The sequence below is a fragment of the Streptomyces sp. DH12 genome, assembly GCF_020873895.1.
GTDB lineage: Bacteria > Actinomycetota > Actinomycetes > Streptomycetales > Streptomycetaceae > Streptomyces.
Genome location: NZ_JAHWGT010000001.1, coordinates 167743 through 184275 on the forward strand (window position 1 = coordinate 167743; position 16533 = coordinate 184275).

The following is a 16533-nucleotide window of genomic DNA, read 5'->3' on the forward strand; positions in this document are numbered from 1 at the left end:
TCAGCCCGACGCGCCGTCAGTGCGCGCCAGGAGGAATCACCGCATGCAACCCCTCATCGACAACGCCCGCACGTTCGGACAGCGCCCTGAGGAGTTCGCCGGACTCGCCGAAGGCCAGTCGCCCGGCGTCCTGTTCATCACCTGCTCGGACTCCCGGGTCGTCCCCGCCCTGATCACCGGAGCCCGTCCGGGTGAGCTCTTCGAACTGCGCACCGCGGGCAACATCGTGCCGCCGTACGGCACGGGCCGGCCCACCGGCGAAGCGGCCACCATCGAGTACGCCGTCGAGGTGCTCGGCGTCCGGGACGTCGTGGTCTGCGGCCATTCGCACTGCGGCGCGGTCGGCGCCCTGGTCCGCGGTGACGACCTGAGCACCGTCCCGGCGGTCCGCGACTGGCTGGCGCACGCGGCGCCGGCACCCGCCGGGCACCGCGCGGACGACGACCCGACGGTCGCGGGGCCCGTCCAGAACCACGTGCTGGCGCAGCTGCTGCGGCTCCGTTCGTACCCGTGCGTCGCCCGGCGCCTGGACGAGGGGCGCATCACGCTGCGCGGCTGGTACTACGAGGTCCACACCGGCGCCGTACGCGAACACCGGGCGGCGACCGACACCTTCGAGGCGCTGTGAGGGGGGTGGACACCGTGCGCGACCGCTTCCCCCACCTGCGGCAGGACGTCGCCGCCTCCCTGGTGGTGTTCCTCGTCGCCCTGCCCCTGTGCATCGGCGTCGCCGTCGCCTCCGGCGTGCCCGCCGAACTGGGGCTGGTCACCGGCATCGTCGGCGGCATCGTCACCGGGCTGATGCGTGGCAGCAGCCTCCAGGTGTCCGGGCCGGCCGCCGGGCTCACCGTGCTCGTCTTCGAGGCCGTGCGCACCTACGGCCTGCCCGTCCTCGGCGTCATCGTCCTGCTGGCGGGCGTGCTCCAGCTCGCCATGGGGCTGCTGAAGTGGGGCCGCTGGTTCCGTGCGATCTCCCTCGCCGTGGTGGAGGGCATGCTCGCCGGCATCGGACTCGTCATCATCGCCGGCCAGCTGTACGCCGCCGCCGGGGCGGACGCCCCTGCCTCCGGGCTGGAGAAGGTGGCCCGGCTGCCGGAGGCGGTCGTCGAGGCCGCGGGCAGCCCGGCCGCCCTGGTGTCGTTCGCCATCGCCGCGGGCACCGTCGTCCTGATAGTCCTGTGGCGGCGCCTGCCCGGCCCGGTCCGGGCGGTGCCGGGCGCGCTGGCCGCGGTGGTCCTCGCCGCGTTCCTCACCTGGTGGCTGGAGCTGCCGGTCGCCACGGTCGAGGTGGACGGCCTGCTGGGCGCCGTCCAGCCCCCGGGGCTCGACGCGTTCGCCGAGCTGGCCTCGCCGGGCCTCCTCGGCACGGTCCTCGCCTTCGCCCTCATCGCCTCCGCCGAGTCGCTGTTCAGCGCCGCCGCCGTGGACAGGCTGCACGATGGACCGCGCACCCACTACGACAAGGAGCTCATGGCGCAGGGGGCGGGCAACACCGTCTGCGGCCTGCTCGGCGCGCTCCCGCTGACCGCGGTGATCGTCCGCAGCTCCGCCAACGTGCAGGCGGGGGCGCGGACCAAGGCGTCCCGCGTGCTGCACGGCGTCTGGCTGCTGCTGTTCGCCGCCGCGCTGCCGGCCACCCTGGAGCTCGTACCGCTCGCGGCGCTCGCCGGCATCCTCGTCCACGCCGGGTGGAAGCTGATCCCCTTCCGGGGCGTCGTCACGCTGTGGCGCTCCCACCGCGGCGAGGCGGTCGTCCTCGTCGTCACCGCGGTCGCCATCGTCACGATCGACATGTTCCAGGGCGTCCTCATCGGCCTGGCGCTCTCCGTCGCCAAGGCGGCCTGGGACGCGTCGCACGTCAGGCTGGACGTCGTGGACCCGGGCGCCGGACCCGTACGGGCCCGGCTCTCCGGGAACGCGACCTTCCTCCGACTGCCCCGGATACTCGACGCGTTGGAGGCGCTGCCCCGCGACCGGAGCGTCGAGCTGGACCTCTCCGGGCTCCACCACCTGGACCACGCGTGCCGGGCCGCGCTGCGGACCTGGGCGGAGCAGCGGGGCGCGCCGGGCGACGGGCCGGTCAGCATGACCGCCCTGCCGGCCCTGCCCCGGCAGCGGGAAGGGCGGGAGACGGTCGGCGCCGGCCGCTGACCGGTGCGGTGAGCACGGCCGAGGGGCGGTGCGGGCCGGTGCGCCTCCCGGCGCCCGGTCCGCACCGCCCCGGTGTCCTCCCGGCCGCGCGCGGCTCGCGACGCGGCGGGGGAGGGGGGCCGGTCAGACGCCGGCGATGCCCTGGATCCAGGAGCGGTACGCGGTCACGTTCGTGTACGCGGTGGTGGTCTGCCGGTCGCTGGTGGAGGCGACGCCGACCTGCACCCCGTTCGCCATCATCGGACCACCGGAGTCACCGCCGGCGGTGATGCCGTCGCCGCGGCGCGCGCAGATGGCCGAGCCGTTGTAGGCGTCGCGGCACCCGCCGGTGACGATGACGTTGGCGACCTTGAGGTACTGCGACTGGCAGTTGGCCTCGGAGCCGCACTGGGACGTCGCGCCCCAGCCGTACACCTGGACGGTCTGGTTGACGGAGACCGAGCCGGGCTGGCCCAGGCGGGCGTACGTGCCCGAGACGGACCGGTCGAGCTTCACCAGGGACAGGTCGGACGAGGCGTGGTTGTAGACGCTGACGCCGTTGGCGACCGTGCCGCCGCTGCTCTGGTCGAGGCTGCCGATGCGGAACGACAGCCCGCCGCCGCCCACGCAGTGCTTGGCGGTGAGGATCCAGGTGGGTGCGATGATCGAGGCGCTGCAGGTCTGCCGGCCGTTGGAGAACAGCCGGGCCGCCCAGGGGGCGTTGTTCGCGTAACCGCCGCCGATGATCGGCTGGACGGCGGTCCCGGACACCGCGGCGGGCGCGCTGTCGACGGTCGGCACCTGGGCGGTGGCGGTGGGGGCGGCGAGCCCGAGGACCGTCAGCGCGGTGGCGGCGAGCGCGGTGACCAGTCTGCTTGTTCGCACGTGCGTCTCCCTTGTGTGGGGGTGGAGGCGTCCTTCATGAGGACTGCGCTGCATACTTATGCAGCAGCGGAAGCGCGCGACGGCTGGGTAAACCTGTCGCGTGCATGCCATGTGCGGCTGTGGTGAATCTGGCAGACGGGTCGCCGCCCCCGCAAGGGTCCGGACCGGACCAACTGGCGCCCGTTGATGGGGCGATGAGGATTTGCGTGCCAAACAGGCTGATGGCAGGGGTATTTGTGGTCGAGGTCCGAGTTCGTCGCAGGAATGCCGTCATGCGGCACCGGGCCTCCTCCGATGCGCGCCGCCCGATCCACCCTCGCGGCAATGACCCTCCGTACGGCCTCGCGCACCGCTCGTGTCGGCCGGCTGGCTATTCGCGTAGATATGCGCTTTCCTGCATAGTGAGAGGAAAGGAGTGGTCTGGACCGCAATCGCATCGAAAGGGCGTTCCGGTCGAGAAGTCCACCGACTGCGGACACCCTCGCGGGCGGACGCCCGGAGGCGTCACCGGGGCCGGCGCACCCGGTGCTCGCCCGGAGTGTGGCCGAAAGCGCGGCGGAAGACGTCGATGAAAGCGCTGGCGGACGACCAGCCGCACCGGTGCGCCACGGCGGTCACCGGGACGCCCTCCGCCAGCAGCACCAGCGCCCGGTGCAGGCGCAGTTGGGTGCGCCACTGCGGGAAGGTCATGCCCAGCTCCTCGCGGAACAGCCGGGACAGGGTGCGGTCGCTGGCACCCACCGCCCGGCCCAGGGCGGGCAGCGTGCGCTGGTCGGCCGGGTCGTCCCGCAGCAGCCCGCACACCGCCGCCAGAAGGGCCGAGGCGGGCGTCGGCAGGTGCAGCGGTTGTTGCGGGGAGACCCGCAACTGGTCCAGCAGGACACCGCGCAGCCTGCCCCGGGCGGGGGAGTCGTCGAGCGGCGGCCGGGTGTACGCGAGGAGCAGCTCGCGCAGCAGCGGGCCGACGGCGAGGACGGCCGGCTCGCGCAGGGCGAGCGGGTTGTCGGCCACGGGCAGGCCGACGAGGTGCAACTCCACCGCCCCGTGCGCCTGGTGGGCGTGCACGGTGCCCCCCGGCACCCAGATGGCACGCGTCGCCGGGGCCACCCAGGTGCCCCGGTCCGTCGTCACCGTCAGCACCCCGCGGCCCGCGTGGACGATCTGGTGGTCGTCGTGCCGGTGGGCGTCGATCACCGCTCCGGTGGCCATGCTCTGCACCCGGGTCGGCGCCACGGGCTGGTGGCGGATCTCCGTCATCGCGTGGCAGGTTATCGGAAGTACGACGGGTGTCGCGCGGCGCACGATGGGGCCGTGCGGAAGAACAGACCGATCATCATGCTGTCCGTCGGGCACGCCTGCGTGGACGTCTACCAGGGCGCCGTGGCCTCGCTCGTCCCCTTCTTCGTCGCCGAGCACGCCTACGGCTACGCCGCCGTGTCCGGCGTCGTCCTCGCCGCGTCCGTGCTGTCCTCGGTGGCCCAGCCGCTGTTCGGGCTGCTCACCGACCGGTGGGCGATGCCGTGGCTGCTGCCGGTCGCCACGCTGCTGGCCGGGGCCGGCATCGCCCTGGTCGGCGTGGGCGGTTCGTACGCGCACACCCTGCTCTTCGTGGCGGTGTCCGGGCTGGGCGTGGCCGCGTACCACCCGGAGTCCGCCCGCGTCGCGCGGCTCGCCGCGGGCGGCAGCCACCGCGCGATGGCCTGGTTCTCCCTCGGCGGCAACGTCGGTTTCGCGCTCGCGCCCCTCCTGGTCGCCGCCGTGATGGCCGTCGGCGGGCTGCGGATGTCACCGCTCCTCGCGGTACCGGCCCTGGTGGGCGGCGTGCTGTGCCTGCCCGCCATCCGCGCCGTGCGGAGGGCCGAGCGGGCCGGCGCCGGTGCGGTGGCCGCGGTCGGGCCCGACCGGCCGGGCCCCTTCCTGCGGCTGTCCCTGGCGGTGGTCTGCCGCTCCGTGGTCTTCGTCGGCCTGAGCACCTTCGTCCCCCTCCTCGCCCGGCAGCGCGGCGGCGGGGACGCCCTCGCGGGGACGGTGGCGCTCTTCGTGCTCTTCCTCGGCGGCGCCGTGGGGTCCGTGCTCGGCGGGGCCCTGGCCGACCGCTGGGACCGGGTGACGGTCTGCCGCTGGTCGTACCTGGCCACCGCCGTCGCGGTCGCCGGGATCGTCGCCCTGCCCGGCCCGGCGCTCGTGCCGTGCGTGGCCCTGGCCTCCGTCGGTCTCTACGTGCCGTTCTCGCTCCAGGTGACGCTCGGTCAGGACTACCTGCCCTCGCGGGTCGGCACGGCCGCCGGCATCACGCTCGGACTCACCGTGAGCGTCGGCGGACTGACCGCCCCGCTCGTCGGCGCCCTCGCCGACGCGACCACGCTGGCCACCGCGCTGAGCCCGCTGGTCCTGCTGCCCCTCGCGGCCTCCCTGCTCTTCCGCACCCTCCCGGAGCCGGGCGCGCCCCGCGCCCGGGCGGCGGCCCCCCGGGCCGGCGAGGGCGACGGACCGCCGGCGCCCGGGGACGACCCCCGGGCCCCGGGGGCGCGGCCGGCGCGGTCGGCCCCCGAGTGAACCGCCCCGCCGGAGCGGGGCCTACCGGAGGCTCAGCCGACGGGGTCGCCGGGGTCCACCCGGTGCGCCTCCAGGCCGGGCGCCGCCAGCACCTCGGCGACCAGCGCCTCCGACCCGCCGATGTACGTGCTGACCAGGTCCACGTCGCCGCCCAGGCACCAGGCCCGGTCCTGGGGCCACCACAGGTCGGGGAGTTCGGCGAACGTGTCGAGTTCCGCCGGCGACACGGCGTCGGCGAGCCTGCCGGCGAGGAGCACCTCGTCCCGGTGGGGCCGCTCGAAGACGGGCAGGTGGTCGAAGTCCCACCTGCCGTAGCCGTTCCACAGGCCGTACCAGCAGTCGTCGGGGGTGCCGGTGTGCCGGGCGAGGACGGGGATGAGGGCGCGGGCCACGTCGGGCGGCGTGGGCCCCTCCTGCGGGTGCTCGTCCCACACTCCGGCCAGGCCGTACACGGACGCGTTCTGGTACAGGTCGTCCATGCCGACCACCTCGTGCCAGCGCGTGGTCGGCGTGATCCGCCGCCCGTGGGCCGCCGCCACCGCCGACCACCGCACGGGCCGGTCCTCCAGGGAGGCCGGGTGCAGGACGCGGACGTACGCGGCGAAGCCGGGCGCGGCGACACCCGCCACCGTGCCGAAGGCGCCCGCGCCGGGCGGGTGGCGGGTGAGCCAGCGGGCGGGGCCGAGGTCGGTCCGTGCGCGCAGGCGTCCGTAGGGCTCGGGGGCGCGGTCACGGTCCACCGGCGGGTAGTCGCCGTGTACGGGCGGGTGGTCGTCCACGCCCCCAGTCTGCCGGACGCGCCGAACAGCGGGATCTCGGGGGCGGTTCGTCAGGTGCTGCCCGTCGGCCGCCCGTCCCGACCGGGAGGAAGGCCGCCGTGCCCTTCCGGACGCTGGTCGGCCATCGGCTGTCGGTGGCGCCGTCTAGCATCCGCGTCATGCGTGGATTCTTCGTGGTCGGCGGACGGACCCTGTCGTACCTGGACTTCGGCGGCCCGGGTACTCCGCTTCTCGCCCTGCACGGGCACTACAACGAGGCGTCGGCGTTCGCGCCCTTGGCCGAGGCGTTGGCGCCGCGGTGGAGGGTCGTCGCGCTCGACCAGCGCGGCCACGGCGAGTCCGATCGTGCGCGGCGCTACGGGCGGGACGACTACGTCGCCGATGTCGCCGCCTTCCACCGGCATCTGGACATCGGCCCGGTGGCGGTGCTGGGCCACTCGCTCGGTGGCGTCAACGCCTACCAGTACGCCGCCCGGCAGCCCGACCGGGTCCGTGCGCTGATCGTCGAGGACATCGGCGCGGTCGTGGACAGCGACTGGTCGTTCACCTCGCGGCTGCCCCGCCGTGCGCCGTCGCGCCGGGAACTGGTGGCCGCGCTGGGCGCGACCGCTCCGTACGTGGAGTGTTCCTTCCGCCGGTCGGAGGACGGCTGGGGATTCTCGTTCGACATCGAACACACGGTGGCGTCCCAGAAGGCACTCAACGGCGACCACTGGCCGGACTGGACGGCGGTGACCTGCCCCACCCTGTTGATCCGCGGAACGCGCAGCGACGAGCTGACGGCCGCCCATGCCGATGAGATGACCACCCGTCACACCGGTGTGATCCGTCGCGTCGACCTGCCCGCCGGTCATGTCGTGCACCACGACGCTCCGGACCGGTTCGCCGCCGCGGTCGAGGACTTCCTGTCCGACTCGGACTGACCCCCCCGCGGGTCCTGCCCGCCGGTTGCCCCGTCAAAGCGGGGTCGTCGCGCTCACGGCCGAGACGGTGGCGGCGACGGCCGGGCCGGGGATGTCCACGGCCCGGCCCCGCCTGCCCTGCGCGTCCCGCTCGGGCCCACAGCGTGCCTCGCGACGGCAGGGCTCCTCGCCGGACTCGGGGACCGCCCTCTCAGACGGACCGGTGGTAGGGGTCGGGCACGTGGACGTCGCCGCCCAGTTCGCGGGCGGCGTGCCGGGCCCACGACGGGTTGCGCAGCAGTTCGCGGCCGAGGAGCACCGCGTCGGCCTCGCCGTTGGCGACGATCTTCTCCGCCTGCTCGGGTTCGGTGATCAGTCCGACCGCGGCGACCGGCAGGCCTGTCTCCGCCTTCACCCGCGCCGCGAAGGGCACCTGATAACCCGGCCCGACCGGGATGCGCACGCGGGGCGCGTTGCCGCCGGTCGACACGTCGAGCAGGTCCACGCCGTGCTCCTTCAGCAACGCCGCGAACCGCACGGTGTCGTCGGCCGTCCAACCCGCGCGGTCCTCCAGCCAGTCGGTGGCCGAGATGCGGAAGAACAGCGGCAGCTCCTCCGGCCACACCTCCCGTACCGCGTCGACGACCTCCAGGGCGAACCGGGCGCGGTTCTCGAAGGAGCCGCCGTACGCGTCCGTGCGGTGGTTGCTGTGGGGCGAGAGGAATTCGCCGATCAGGTAGCCGTGCGCACCGTGGATCTCGACGACCTCGAAACCGGCGTCGAGGGCCCGCCGCGCCGCCGCGGCGAACTGCCCCTTGATCTCCTCTATCCGCTGATGCGTCAGTTCGTCCGGTACCGGGTGGTCCGCGTCGAACGCCAGCGGGCTCGGGGCGACCGGCTGCCAGCCGTGCGCGTCGGGGCCGACCGGGGCGCCGCCCTTCCAGGGGCGGTCGGTGGAGGCCTTGCGGCCCGCGTGGGCGATCTGGACGCCCGGCACCGTGCCCTGGCCCTTGAGGAAGTCGGTGATCCGGCGCAGCGCGCGGACCTGCGTGTCGTTCCAGATGCCGAGGTCGTACGGGCTGATGCGGCCCTCGGGGGAGACCGCGGTCGCCTCCAGCAGGATCAGGCCAGTGCCGCCCGCGGCGCGGGCCGCGTAGTGGGCGAAGTGCCAGTCGTTCGCGACGCCGGCGTCCGGGCCGGTCGCCTCGGCGCTGTACTGGCACATCGGCGCCATCCAGACGCGGTTGGGGACGGTCAGCGACCGCAGGGTGCGGGGCTCGAACAGTGCGCTCACGGCGGACTCCACTCGGAAGGACGGGACCGGTGTACGACTCGTACGATAGCCTTCGTAGTACGCCATCTGTCAAACTACGAGGGCCTTCGTACAATGAGGGCACGACCCGACGAGCCTGGAGCCCCCGTGACACCCGTGACCGCCGCGACAAGCCCGCGTGAGCTCCCGCACCCCGCGCGCGACGACATCCGTCTCGAAGGCGTGCTCCACGCGCTCTCCGACCCGATGCGGTTGCGCGTGGTGCGCGAACTGGCCGCGGCCGACACGGAGGTGACCTGCTCGGACGTGGAGCTGCCCGTCTCCAAGTCGACCACCACCCACCACTTCCGCGTACTGCGCGAAAGCGGCGTCATCCGCCAGACCTACCGCGGCACCGCCAAGATGAACGGCCTGCGCCGCGACGACCTGGACGCGCTCTTCCCCGGCCTCCTCGACGCCGTCCTCGCCGCGGCCCGCGACCAGGCCGCCCGCCTCGCCGCCCCCTAGGGGGCTGTCCGCGCGGCCCGTCTGGGTACCGCGACCTGCCCCACCCGAGTACGAGCGCTCAGGCCCCGTTGCCGCCGGGCCTCCCATGATGGCGATCACCAAGCCGCGCCACCGGGAGACCCGCATGCTTATCAGCCGCCTCGCCGACGCCCTCGTACCCGCCTTCGGGCGCCTCTCGGTCACCGCGGACGACGGTGCCGACCTGGCGCCCGGCAGCATCGTCGCCGCGAACCACACCTCGCTCGCCGACCCCGCCGTCGTCCTCGCCGCCCTGCGCCACCTCGGCGCCCAGCCGGTGGTCATGGCCGCCGCCGGCCTCTGGCGGGTACCCCTGCTCGGCCGCGCCCTCGTCCGCGACGGGCACATCCCCGTCCACCGCGGCGACCGGCGCGCCGCCCGGGCCCTCGACCTGGCCGAGGCGGCCCTAGACCGGGGCCGTCTCGTCCTCATCTACGCCGAGGGCGGCCTCCCGCGCCGCGCGGACGCCGCCGAGGCCCCGCCCGGCGCCTTCCGCAGCGGTCTCTCCCGGCTCGCCCGGCGCACCGGCGCGCCCGTCGTCCCCGTCGGGCAGGCCGGGGCGCGGCGGCTCGTCTCGGGCGGTACGGCCAAGCAGCTCGCGGGTCTCGTCACCGCGCCGCTGCGCCGCCCCGGTCTCCACGTGCACGTGGGTCGGCCGCTCGCGCTGACCGGCGACGGCGCGGCCGGTACGTCCCAGGCGCTGGGCGCCGTGACCGCCGCCTGGCGGACGGCCGCCGCCCACCTCGACGAACCCGCCGCCCGACGCTGAGGGACCGGACGCGGAACGCGCGCCCGGCCTCGCAGGGTTGACCTGGAGCGCACTCCAATACCTAGCGTCACGTGTGAACGGTTCTCGACCACGGGAGGCACCCGCATGACCGACGTACCCACCCGGCACCTGGGCGCCCTGGCGGTCTCCGCCCAGGGCCTGGGCTGCATGGGCATGAGCCACGGCTACGGCGCCGCGGACGACGCGCAGTCCATCGCCACGCTCCGGCGCGCCCTCGACCTCGGGGTGACCCTCCTCGACACCGCCGACTTCTACGGCGCCGGGCACAACGAGGAGCTGGTCGGACGGGCCGTCGCCGGGCGCCGCGACGAGGCGGTGCTGGCCACGAAGTTCGGCTTCGCCAACCGCCTCGGCGAGCCCACCCGCATCCGCGGCGACGCCCCCTACGTACGGCAGGCGTGCGAGGCGTCGCTGCGCCGCCTCGGCGTCGACCACATCGACCTCTACTACCTGCACCGCGTCGACCCGCGGGTGCCCATCGAGGAGACGGTCGGCGCCATGGCGGAGCTGGTGCGGGCCGGGAAGGTCCGCCACCTCGGACTGTCCGAGGCCGGCGCGGACACCCTCCGCAGGGCCCACGCGGTGCACCCGATCGCCGCGCTCCAGAGCGAGTGGTCGCTGTGGACCCGCGACCCCGAGGCGGAGGTCGCCCCCGTCTGCCGGGAGCTGGGCATCGGGCTCGTCCCCTTCTCACCGCTCGGCCGCGGCTTCCTCACCGGCCGGTACAGCTCGGTCGACGGGTTGGCGGAGGGCGACATCCGGCGGAGCCAGCCGCGGTTCGCCGACGGCAACCTCGAACGCAACCTCGCGATCGTCTCGCGGCTGGAGGAGCTGGCCGGGGCGAAGGGCGTGACCGCCGGTCAGCTCGCCCTTGCCTGGGTGCAGCACCGCGGCGACGACGTGGTGCCCATCCCCGGCACCAGGCGGCAGAGCTACCTGGAGGAGAACCTCGCGGCCCTGACCGTCGAGCTGTCCGCCGAGGACCTGGCCGCCATCGAGGCCGCGGCCCCGCCCGGGCAGGTCGCCGGCAACCGCTACGACGAGGCCGCCCTCGCCTTCGTCGACGGCTGAGACCGCCCCGGCCCCGGGTCGCGCCGCCGGCCCCGGGGCCCCGCCCGCTCAGGCGGGCCCGGGTCCGGTGGGGGCCTGGCCGGCGCCGGTCGCTGCGGGCAGGGACAGGACGAACCGCGCGCCGCCGCCCTCCGCCGCGCCGACCGTGAGGGTGCCGCCGTGCCGCCCGGCCACGTCCCGCGCGATGGCCAACCCCAGGCCGGCGCCGCCCTCGTCGCGCGTACGGGCGTCGTCCAGCCGTACGAACCGCTCGAAGATCCGCTCGCGGTCCGTCTCCGGTACGCCCGCCCCGTCGTCGCACACCACCACCTCCACCCGGCCCGCGGCGGCCCGCACGGACGCGGACACGGAGGCGGCCGCGTGCCGCTGGGCGTTGTCCAGCAGGTTGCCGATGACCCGGCGCAGCTGCCCCGGCGACCCGATCACCTCGAACCCGGCGCCGTCGCCGGCCCCGGGTCCGGCCCCGCCCCTGTGGACGGCCACGGTGACGGGGAGGCGGTCGCCGTGGCGCCGCGCCACCTCCTCCTGGAGCAGCTCCGCCACGTCCACGCGCCGTGCCGCCGGCCGTTCACCCGCGTCCAGCCTCGCCAGGAGCAGCAGGTCGGCGGCGAGCTGCTGGAGGCGCTGCGTGTCCTGCACCGCTCCGTCCAGGTCGAGCAGTTCCGGGTGGGCGGCGCCGACCTCCAACTGCGTGCGCAGCGACGCGATGGGGCTGCGCAGCTCGTGCGAGGCGTCCGCGACGAACCGGCGCTGCCGCTCCACGGACGCCTCCAGCGCCGCGAGCGTCTCGTTCGTCGTACGGGCCAGCCGGGCCACCTCGTCCCGCGACGCGGGCTCGGGCACGCGGTGCGACAGGTCCTCGGACGCCGTGATGGCGGCCATCTCGCTCCGGATCGCCTCGACGGGCCGCAGGGCGCGCCGGGTCACCAGCCAGGTCACCGAGCCGACCACGGCGAGCAGCACCGGCAGGCCGATCAGCATCGCGGTCCGCACCGTCGCCACCGCGTCCCGCTCCGCCGCGAGCGGCGCCCCCGCGTACACGGTGTACGTGCGCTGGGCGGTACCGGACGTCACCTGCACCGCGGCGAACCGGTACGCCGCCGTCCGCCCGTCGACGGTGGCGCTGCCGGAGGTGAACCGGGGAGGGCCGGCGCCGACCTCGCCGCGTGCCGGCGCGTCGTCGTCGTTCCCGTCGGCGCCGCCGTCGTCCCCGTCGTCGTCGCCGGGTGGGGACGCCGCCGACGACGGCAGGGGCGCGACCGCTCGGGTCGACGTGCCCGAGACCGCCTCCAGCCCCTCGCTCACCGCCGCCACCCGGCCGCCCTCCTCGACGACCTGCACCGGCCGCTCGTCGCCGTCCGGCAGGTCCAGCCGGTCCAGCGGCCGGTCCAGGGCGATCTGCGAGGCGACCTCCCGCGCGGCGATCTCCGCCTGGAGCCCGGCCTGGCCGATCAGGTTCGCCCGGAGCACCTGGAGCAGGACGGCGCCCGCCGCCACCAGCGCGACGGCCACGACGAGGGTGGCACCGAGCGCGGCCCGCGCGCGGACCGACCTCACGGCGCCGCCACCAGTCGGTAGCCGGCCCCGCGGGCCGTCTGGATGCGGTGCGCGCCGAGCTTGCGGCGCAGGGCGGAGACGTACACCTCGACGATGTTCGGGTCGCCCTCGTACGCGAAGTCCCACACGTGCGCCATGATCTCCGGCTTGCCGACGACCTCGCCCGGACGGACGGCGAGCTGTTCGAGTACGGCGAACTCCTTGGCGGTCAGCGCCACCTCGTCGTCGCCGCGGAAGACCCGGCGGGCGGCCGTGTCGACGCGCAGGTCCCCGACGCTGAGGACCGGCGAGGCCGCGCCCCGGCCCCGGCGGCGCAGCAGCGCCTTGACCCGGGCGACGAGCACCACGTACGAGAAGGGCTTGGTCAGGTAGTCGTCCGCGCCGGTGTCCAGGCCCTCCGCCTCGTCGTACTCGCCGTCCTTCGCGGTCAGCATCAGGAGGGGCACGTCGTTGCCGGCGGCCCGCAGGGCGGCGCAGACCCGGTAGCCGTTCATGCCGGGCAGCATGATGTCGAGGACCACGAGGTCGTACGCCTCCGCGGAGGCGCGGTGGAGCCCCTCCAGCCCGTCGTGGACGACGTCCACGGCGTAGCCCTCGGCCCTCAGCCCCGCGGCGAGGGACGCCGCGAGCCGCTTCTCGTCCTCCACGATCAACAACCTCATGGCCTCAGGGTCGCAGAGCGGAGCTGAAGAACCCTTCAGGTGGCTTCAGGCTGCCTTCAGCGTGCGGCGGCCAGGGTGGACCACGTCATCGGCGAACGGCACCGAGCGTGCCGGCACGGAGGAGGAACACCCATGAAGCGCAATCTCGTCATCGCCACACTGACGGCGGCCGCCCTGGTCGGCGGCGGCACGTACACGGCGGTGGCCGCGGCCACCGGCGACACGACGCCGTCCCTGCGGACGGCGGCGGCCGTGGTGGACGACCACGTCGGTGGCGGAGCCGACGACGCCGACGAGGCCGACGACGAGGCGGGCGGGACGCCGGACGACAAGGCGGACGACAAGGCGGAGGACAGGGCCGACGACGACAAGGACGGCCGCGGTGACGACCGGGGCGAGGACCGCGACGACGACCGCGACCACGTCCAGGCGGCCCCGACGGGCTCCGTCACCGCCGCCCAGGCCATCGCCGCCACGCTGAAGTCCGCGCCCGGCGTGGTCGCCTCGGCCGAGCTGGACGACGACGGGACCCACTGGGACGTCGAGGTGCTGGGCAAGGACGGCCGTGAGCACGACCTGCGGGTGGACGCCGCCAAGGCGACCGTGACACCCGACGACGACCGGCCCGGCGACGACGCGGACGACGACCGGGCCGACGACGACCGCGCGGAGCGCGCCGCGCTGCGCTCGGCCGGGGTGAACGCCGCCCAGGCGAGCGCCGAGGCCCTCAAGGCACACCCCGGCACCAAGGTCACCGGTGTCGGCTTCGACGACGACGGCACCTGGGAGGTCGAGCTCCGCACCGCCGACGGCGCCGAGAAGGAGGCGCGGGTCGACGCCAGGACGGCCCCGGCGAGCAAGGCGGCCGCGCCGGCGGACTCCTCGCGCCCGTCCGGCTCGGACGACGACGCGCCCGGCTCGGAGGACTGACGGCCTCAGCGTCCGCATGGCCGCCCGCATACGGCAGGCCGGCGCCCGGCCGGACCGCACCCCCCGGGGGCGGCCCGGCCGGACCGCGCTCCCGGGCTGGACCGGCCGGGCGCACCCGGTCGCACCGCCACACCACCAGACCGCCACACCGCCACACCGCCACACCGCCATGCCGACACGGCCGTCCCGCCGGTCGGCTCGGTCGCGGTTGCGGCCGGGCCCCGGCCTGGGGAAGGCTGGCGGCGACCCGCCGCCCGCCGTCGCCGAAAGCGGCGCGCGCGAGCGCGGCGGGGGAGCGGTGAAGTGGACGGACATGACCGACGACGAGCGGGCCGCGACACGCGGGTACCTGGAGGACGAGATGGCCCGGCTGGGCCGGCTCGCCGGCATCGCGCCCGGCCGTCTGCCGGGCTTCACGCCCTGCGACGGGGCCTACCCGTTCGTCGAGGTCGGCGCCGACGGAGAGCTGCGCTACCTCGCCTACGAGCGCGGCCGGAAGGTCCTGGAACGCGTCACCCACGACCCCGAGGACGTCCTCTACTGGGCCTTCCAGGACGCCACCTTCGAGGCCGCAGCCGTCTGGGCCCGGAGCCGGCCGCAGGACGGGGAGCCCTTCCGGGTGACGCTCTGGCGGCGTCAGTTCGCCCTGCTGCACACCCTGCGCCCCGCCTGGGCACACCGCCGGAGAGCCGACCTGATCGCCTCGTTCCGCGACCCGGACGACATCCGCCTCGTGCCCGGACTGCCGCCGGGCACATAGGTCTGCGGGCGGGGCTCAGCCGTCGGAGGGCCTGCGGGCCTCGATGAGGGTCCTGGAGGAGTGGGCGACGAACGGGCCGTCCGCCCGGATCCGTTCGTGGAGCTCGCGGAGCCGGTCGCCGTACCGCGCGACGGTGAAGCCGGGGACCGTCCGGATGACCTTCCGCAGGAAGCAGACGACCGCGCCGACGTCGAGGAACTCCACGCGCAGCCGCTCGCAGCGCACGTCGACCACCTCCAGTCCCGCGGCGCGCGCCCCGGCCGCCTCGTCGTCGGGGTGGCGTTCGCGGCGCGCCTCGGGCCGCGCCCCCAGGAAGAACTCGACCAGCTCCCACACGCTGGCGGGCCCGACGTGCTGGGCGGAGTACGTACCGCCGGGCCGCAGGACGCGGGCGATCTCCGACCACCGCACGGTGGCCGGGTGCCTGCTGGTCACGAGGTCGAACGCCCCGTCCGCGAAGGGCAGCGGGGGCTCGACGGGATCGGCGACGACGACCACGCCCCGCGGGTGCAGCAGCCGGGTGGCTCCGGCGACGTCCGGGGGCCACGACTCGGTGGCGACCATCACCGGCGGACGGGCCCCCGGCTCGCCGGGCAGCGCACCGGCCGGTACCTCCCCGCCGCCGGTCTGGACGTCCAGGGCGGCTGACGCGCCGGCGAGGCGCCGGGCCATCTGCCGCTGGTACCCCCACGAGGGGCGTTCCTCCGTCGCGCGCCCCCGGAGCCAGGAGAAGTCCCAGCCCTCGACGGGGGCCGACTCCGCCTCGCCGACGAGCTCCTCGTACGTACGCGTCACCGCCCCGTCATGGCCCCGCCGGACCCGCCTCGGCCCTCCGGCACCGCCACGCGGAGGAAGTCGGTGAGCAGGGCGCCGACCTCCGCGGGACGCTCCAGGCTCGGCAGGTGGCCGGCCCAGGGGAGCTCCACGTGGCGGGCGCCGGGCACGCGTTCGGGCATGCTCCGCGCGATCTCCCGGAAGTCCGCCAGGTCGTGGGCGCCGGAGACGGCCAGGCACGGCGCCCCGATCCGCGACAGGTCGACCTCCGGCTCGTCCGGCGCGTGCTCCTCGGCCGCCGGCCCATCCGGCGCGTGCTCCTCGGCCGCGGCCGACTGCACCTCGAACGCGTGGCGCTGCATGTCCCGCACCCGCGCCCGGACGCCGTCGTCGGCCTCCGGACCGAGCCAGGTCGCCACGTTGAGCTCCACGGCACCGGCGAGGTCACCGGCCGCGAACAGCGCCTCCTCGCGCGCGTCGAAGGCGAGCAGCTCGGGCCCCGGCTCGTGGTCGGGCGCAGCGGAGCACAGCAGCACCAGCGCGGTGACCGCGTCCCGCCTGCGGGCGGCGATCCGCAGGGCGACCTGCCCGCCGTACGACGCCCCGACCAGCGCGAACCGCTCGACGCCCAGCCGGTCGAGCAGCGCCTCGACGTCCGCCGCGTCGTCGTAGGGTCCTTCGGCGACGGGGGTGCCACCGAACCCGCGGAAGTCGCACCGGACCACGCGGTGGCCGGCGTCGGCCAGCACCGGCACCAGCGGGTCCCACATGCGCCGGTCGCACACCGACGAGTGCAACAGCACGACGTCGGTGCCGCCGGCGGGGGACCGGCCGGAAAGATCATGAGAGAGAGGCATCCGGCGGACTGTAGTCGAGGCACCCGCCGGCGGCCCGCCCATTTCGATGAGGGGGGGGGCAGCCCGGGCGCGCGGACCGCGC

Annotated in this window: 17 protein-coding genes; 9 read left to right on the top strand and 8 right to left on the bottom strand. The window is 75.4% G+C overall.

The window, feature by feature from the left end; genetic code table 11:
- The first annotated feature begins 43 nt into the window (after positions 1–43).
- Both LPA54_RS00760 and LPA54_RS00765 read left to right on the top strand, forming a co-directional pair.
- On the top strand, positions 44–628 hold the full coding sequence (locus LPA54_RS00760; protein WP_228973071.1) for a carbonic anhydrase: 585 nt from the start codon (positions 44–46) through the stop codon (positions 626–628).
- A gap of 14 nt (positions 629–642) precedes the next feature.
- A complete protein-coding gene (locus LPA54_RS00765; protein ID WP_228973072.1) occupies positions 643–2151 on the top strand; it encodes a SulP family inorganic anion transporter in 1509 nt (502 codons plus the stop codon).
- 123 nt (positions 2152–2274) lie between these two features.
- Here LPA54_RS00765 and LPA54_RS00770 read toward each other — a convergent pair whose 3' ends face one another.
- Both LPA54_RS00770 and LPA54_RS00775 read right to left on the bottom strand, forming a co-directional pair.
- Positions 2275–3015: a trypsin-like serine protease gene (locus tag LPA54_RS00770; RefSeq protein ID WP_228973073.1), complete on the bottom strand. Its 741-nt coding sequence runs from the start codon at positions 3013–3015 to the stop codon at positions 2275–2277.
- A gap of 504 nt (positions 3016–3519) precedes the next feature.
- A complete protein-coding gene (locus LPA54_RS00775; RefSeq protein ID WP_228973074.1) occupies positions 3520–4272 on the bottom strand; it encodes a helix-turn-helix domain-containing protein in 753 nt (250 codons plus the stop codon).
- Positions 4273–4326: 54 nt separating this feature from the next.
- On the opposite strand from LPA54_RS00775, the gene LPA54_RS00780 reads away from it, so the two are divergent.
- The gene (locus tag LPA54_RS00780; protein WP_228973075.1) at positions 4327–5571 is read left to right on the top strand and encodes an MFS transporter; all 1245 of its coding nucleotides are present in this window, start codon (positions 4327–4329) and stop codon (positions 5569–5571) included.
- 32 nt (positions 5572–5603) lie between these two features.
- Here the strand turns inward: LPA54_RS00780 and LPA54_RS00785 are convergent, their stop codons facing one another.
- Entirely contained in the window at positions 5604–6350 is a 747-nt protein-coding gene (locus LPA54_RS00785; protein WP_228973076.1) for a hypothetical protein, read from the bottom strand.
- Between the two features lie 158 nt (positions 6351–6508).
- Between LPA54_RS00785 and LPA54_RS00790 the strand changes: the two genes are divergently transcribed.
- Positions 6509–7273 carry an alpha/beta fold hydrolase gene (locus tag LPA54_RS00790; RefSeq protein ID WP_228973077.1) on the top strand — a complete coding sequence of 255 codons (765 nt, stop codon included), beginning with the start codon at positions 6509–6511 and terminating at the stop codon, positions 7271–7273.
- A 190-nt stretch (positions 7274–7463) separates the two neighbouring features.
- Here the strand turns inward: LPA54_RS00790 and LPA54_RS00795 are convergent, their stop codons facing one another.
- Complete coding sequence (locus LPA54_RS00795) at positions 7464–8546, bottom strand: NADH:flavin oxidoreductase/NADH oxidase (RefSeq protein ID WP_228973078.1); 1083 nt, start codon at positions 8544–8546, stop codon at positions 7464–7466.
- A gap of 135 nt (positions 8547–8681) precedes the next feature.
- Between LPA54_RS00795 and LPA54_RS00800 the strand changes: the two genes are divergently transcribed.
- The 3 genes from LPA54_RS00800 to LPA54_RS00810 all read left to right on the top strand — a co-directional run bounded on the left by LPA54_RS00800 (position 8682) and on the right by LPA54_RS00810 (position 10911).
- A complete protein-coding gene (locus LPA54_RS00800; RefSeq protein ID WP_228973255.1) occupies positions 8682–9032 on the top strand; it encodes a helix-turn-helix transcriptional regulator in 351 nt (116 codons plus the stop codon).
- Positions 9033–9156: 124 nt separating this feature from the next.
- On the top strand, positions 9157–9819 hold the full coding sequence (locus LPA54_RS00805) for a lysophospholipid acyltransferase family protein (RefSeq protein ID WP_228973079.1): 663 nt from the start codon (positions 9157–9159) through the stop codon (positions 9817–9819).
- 105 nt (positions 9820–9924) lie between these two features.
- Entirely contained in the window at positions 9925–10911 is a 987-nt protein-coding gene (locus LPA54_RS00810; RefSeq protein WP_228973080.1) for an aldo/keto reductase, read from the top strand.
- A gap of 48 nt (positions 10912–10959) precedes the next feature.
- Here LPA54_RS00810 and LPA54_RS00815 read toward each other — a convergent pair whose 3' ends face one another.
- Together LPA54_RS00815 and LPA54_RS00820 are read right to left on the bottom strand one after the other, a co-directional pair.
- Complete coding sequence (locus tag LPA54_RS00815; RefSeq protein WP_228973081.1) at positions 10960–12468, bottom strand: HAMP domain-containing sensor histidine kinase; 1509 nt, start codon at positions 12466–12468, stop codon at positions 10960–10962.
- On the bottom strand, positions 12465–13130 hold the full coding sequence (locus LPA54_RS00820; protein ID WP_228973082.1) for a response regulator transcription factor: 666 nt from the start codon (positions 13128–13130) through the stop codon (positions 12465–12467). Before LPA54_RS00820 ends, LPA54_RS00815 begins: the two co-directional genes overlap by 4 nt.
- A 132-nt stretch (positions 13131–13262) precedes the next feature.
- On the opposite strand from LPA54_RS00820, the gene LPA54_RS00825 reads away from it, so the two are divergent.
- Positions 13263–14060 (top strand): PepSY domain-containing protein, encoded by a 798-nt coding sequence (locus tag LPA54_RS00825; RefSeq protein ID WP_228973083.1) that lies wholly within the window; start codon positions 13263–13265, stop codon positions 14058–14060.
- Positions 14061–14373: 313 nt separating this feature from the next.
- A complete protein-coding gene (locus LPA54_RS00830) occupies positions 14374–14820 on the top strand; it encodes an Imm63 family immunity protein (RefSeq protein ID WP_228973084.1) in 447 nt (148 codons plus the stop codon).
- Between the two features lie 15 nt (positions 14821–14835).
- Here LPA54_RS00830 and LPA54_RS00835 read toward each other — a convergent pair whose 3' ends face one another.
- Together LPA54_RS00835 and LPA54_RS00840 are read right to left on the bottom strand one after the other, a co-directional pair.
- Complete coding sequence (locus LPA54_RS00835; protein ID WP_228973085.1) at positions 14836–15615, bottom strand: methyltransferase domain-containing protein; 780 nt, start codon at positions 15613–15615, stop codon at positions 14836–14838.
- On the bottom strand, positions 15612–16451 hold the full coding sequence (locus LPA54_RS00840) for an alpha/beta fold hydrolase (protein WP_228973086.1): 840 nt from the start codon (positions 16449–16451) through the stop codon (positions 15612–15614). Before LPA54_RS00840 ends, LPA54_RS00835 begins: the two co-directional genes overlap by 4 nt.
- Positions 16452–16533 lie beyond the last annotated feature (82 nt).

Bases quoted from the DNA above. Each gene is read 5' to 3' on its own strand.
- LPA54_RS00760 (WP_228973071.1), top strand. From the start codon at position 44: ATGCAACCCCTCATCGACAACGCCCGCACGTTCGGACAGCGCCCTGAG.
- LPA54_RS00790 (WP_228973077.1), top strand. From the start codon at position 6,509: ATGCGTGGATTCTTCGTGGTCGGCGGACGGACCCTGTCGTACCTGGAC.
- LPA54_RS00805 (WP_228973079.1), top strand. From the start codon at position 9,157: ATGCTTATCAGCCGCCTCGCCGACGCCCTCGTACCCGCCTTCGGGCGC.
- LPA54_RS00840 (WP_228973086.1), bottom strand. From the start codon at position 16,451: ATGCCTCTCTCTCATGATCTTTCCGGCCGGTCCCCCGCCGGCGGCACC.
- LPA54_RS00830 (WP_228973084.1), top strand. From the start codon at position 14,374: ATGACCGACGACGAGCGGGCCGCGACACGCGGGTACCTGGAGGACGAG.
- LPA54_RS00775 (WP_228973074.1), bottom strand. From the start codon at position 4,272: ATGACGGAGATCCGCCACCAGCCCGTGGCGCCGACCCGGGTGCAGAGC.
- LPA54_RS00820 (WP_228973082.1), bottom strand. From the start codon at position 13,130: ATGAGGTTGTTGATCGTGGAGGACGAGAAGCGGCTCGCGGCGTCCCTC.
- LPA54_RS00825 (WP_228973083.1), top strand. From the start codon at position 13,263: ATGAAGCGCAATCTCGTCATCGCCACACTGACGGCGGCCGCCCTGGTC.
- LPA54_RS00810 (WP_228973080.1), top strand. From the start codon at position 9,925: ATGACCGACGTACCCACCCGGCACCTGGGCGCCCTGGCGGTCTCCGCC.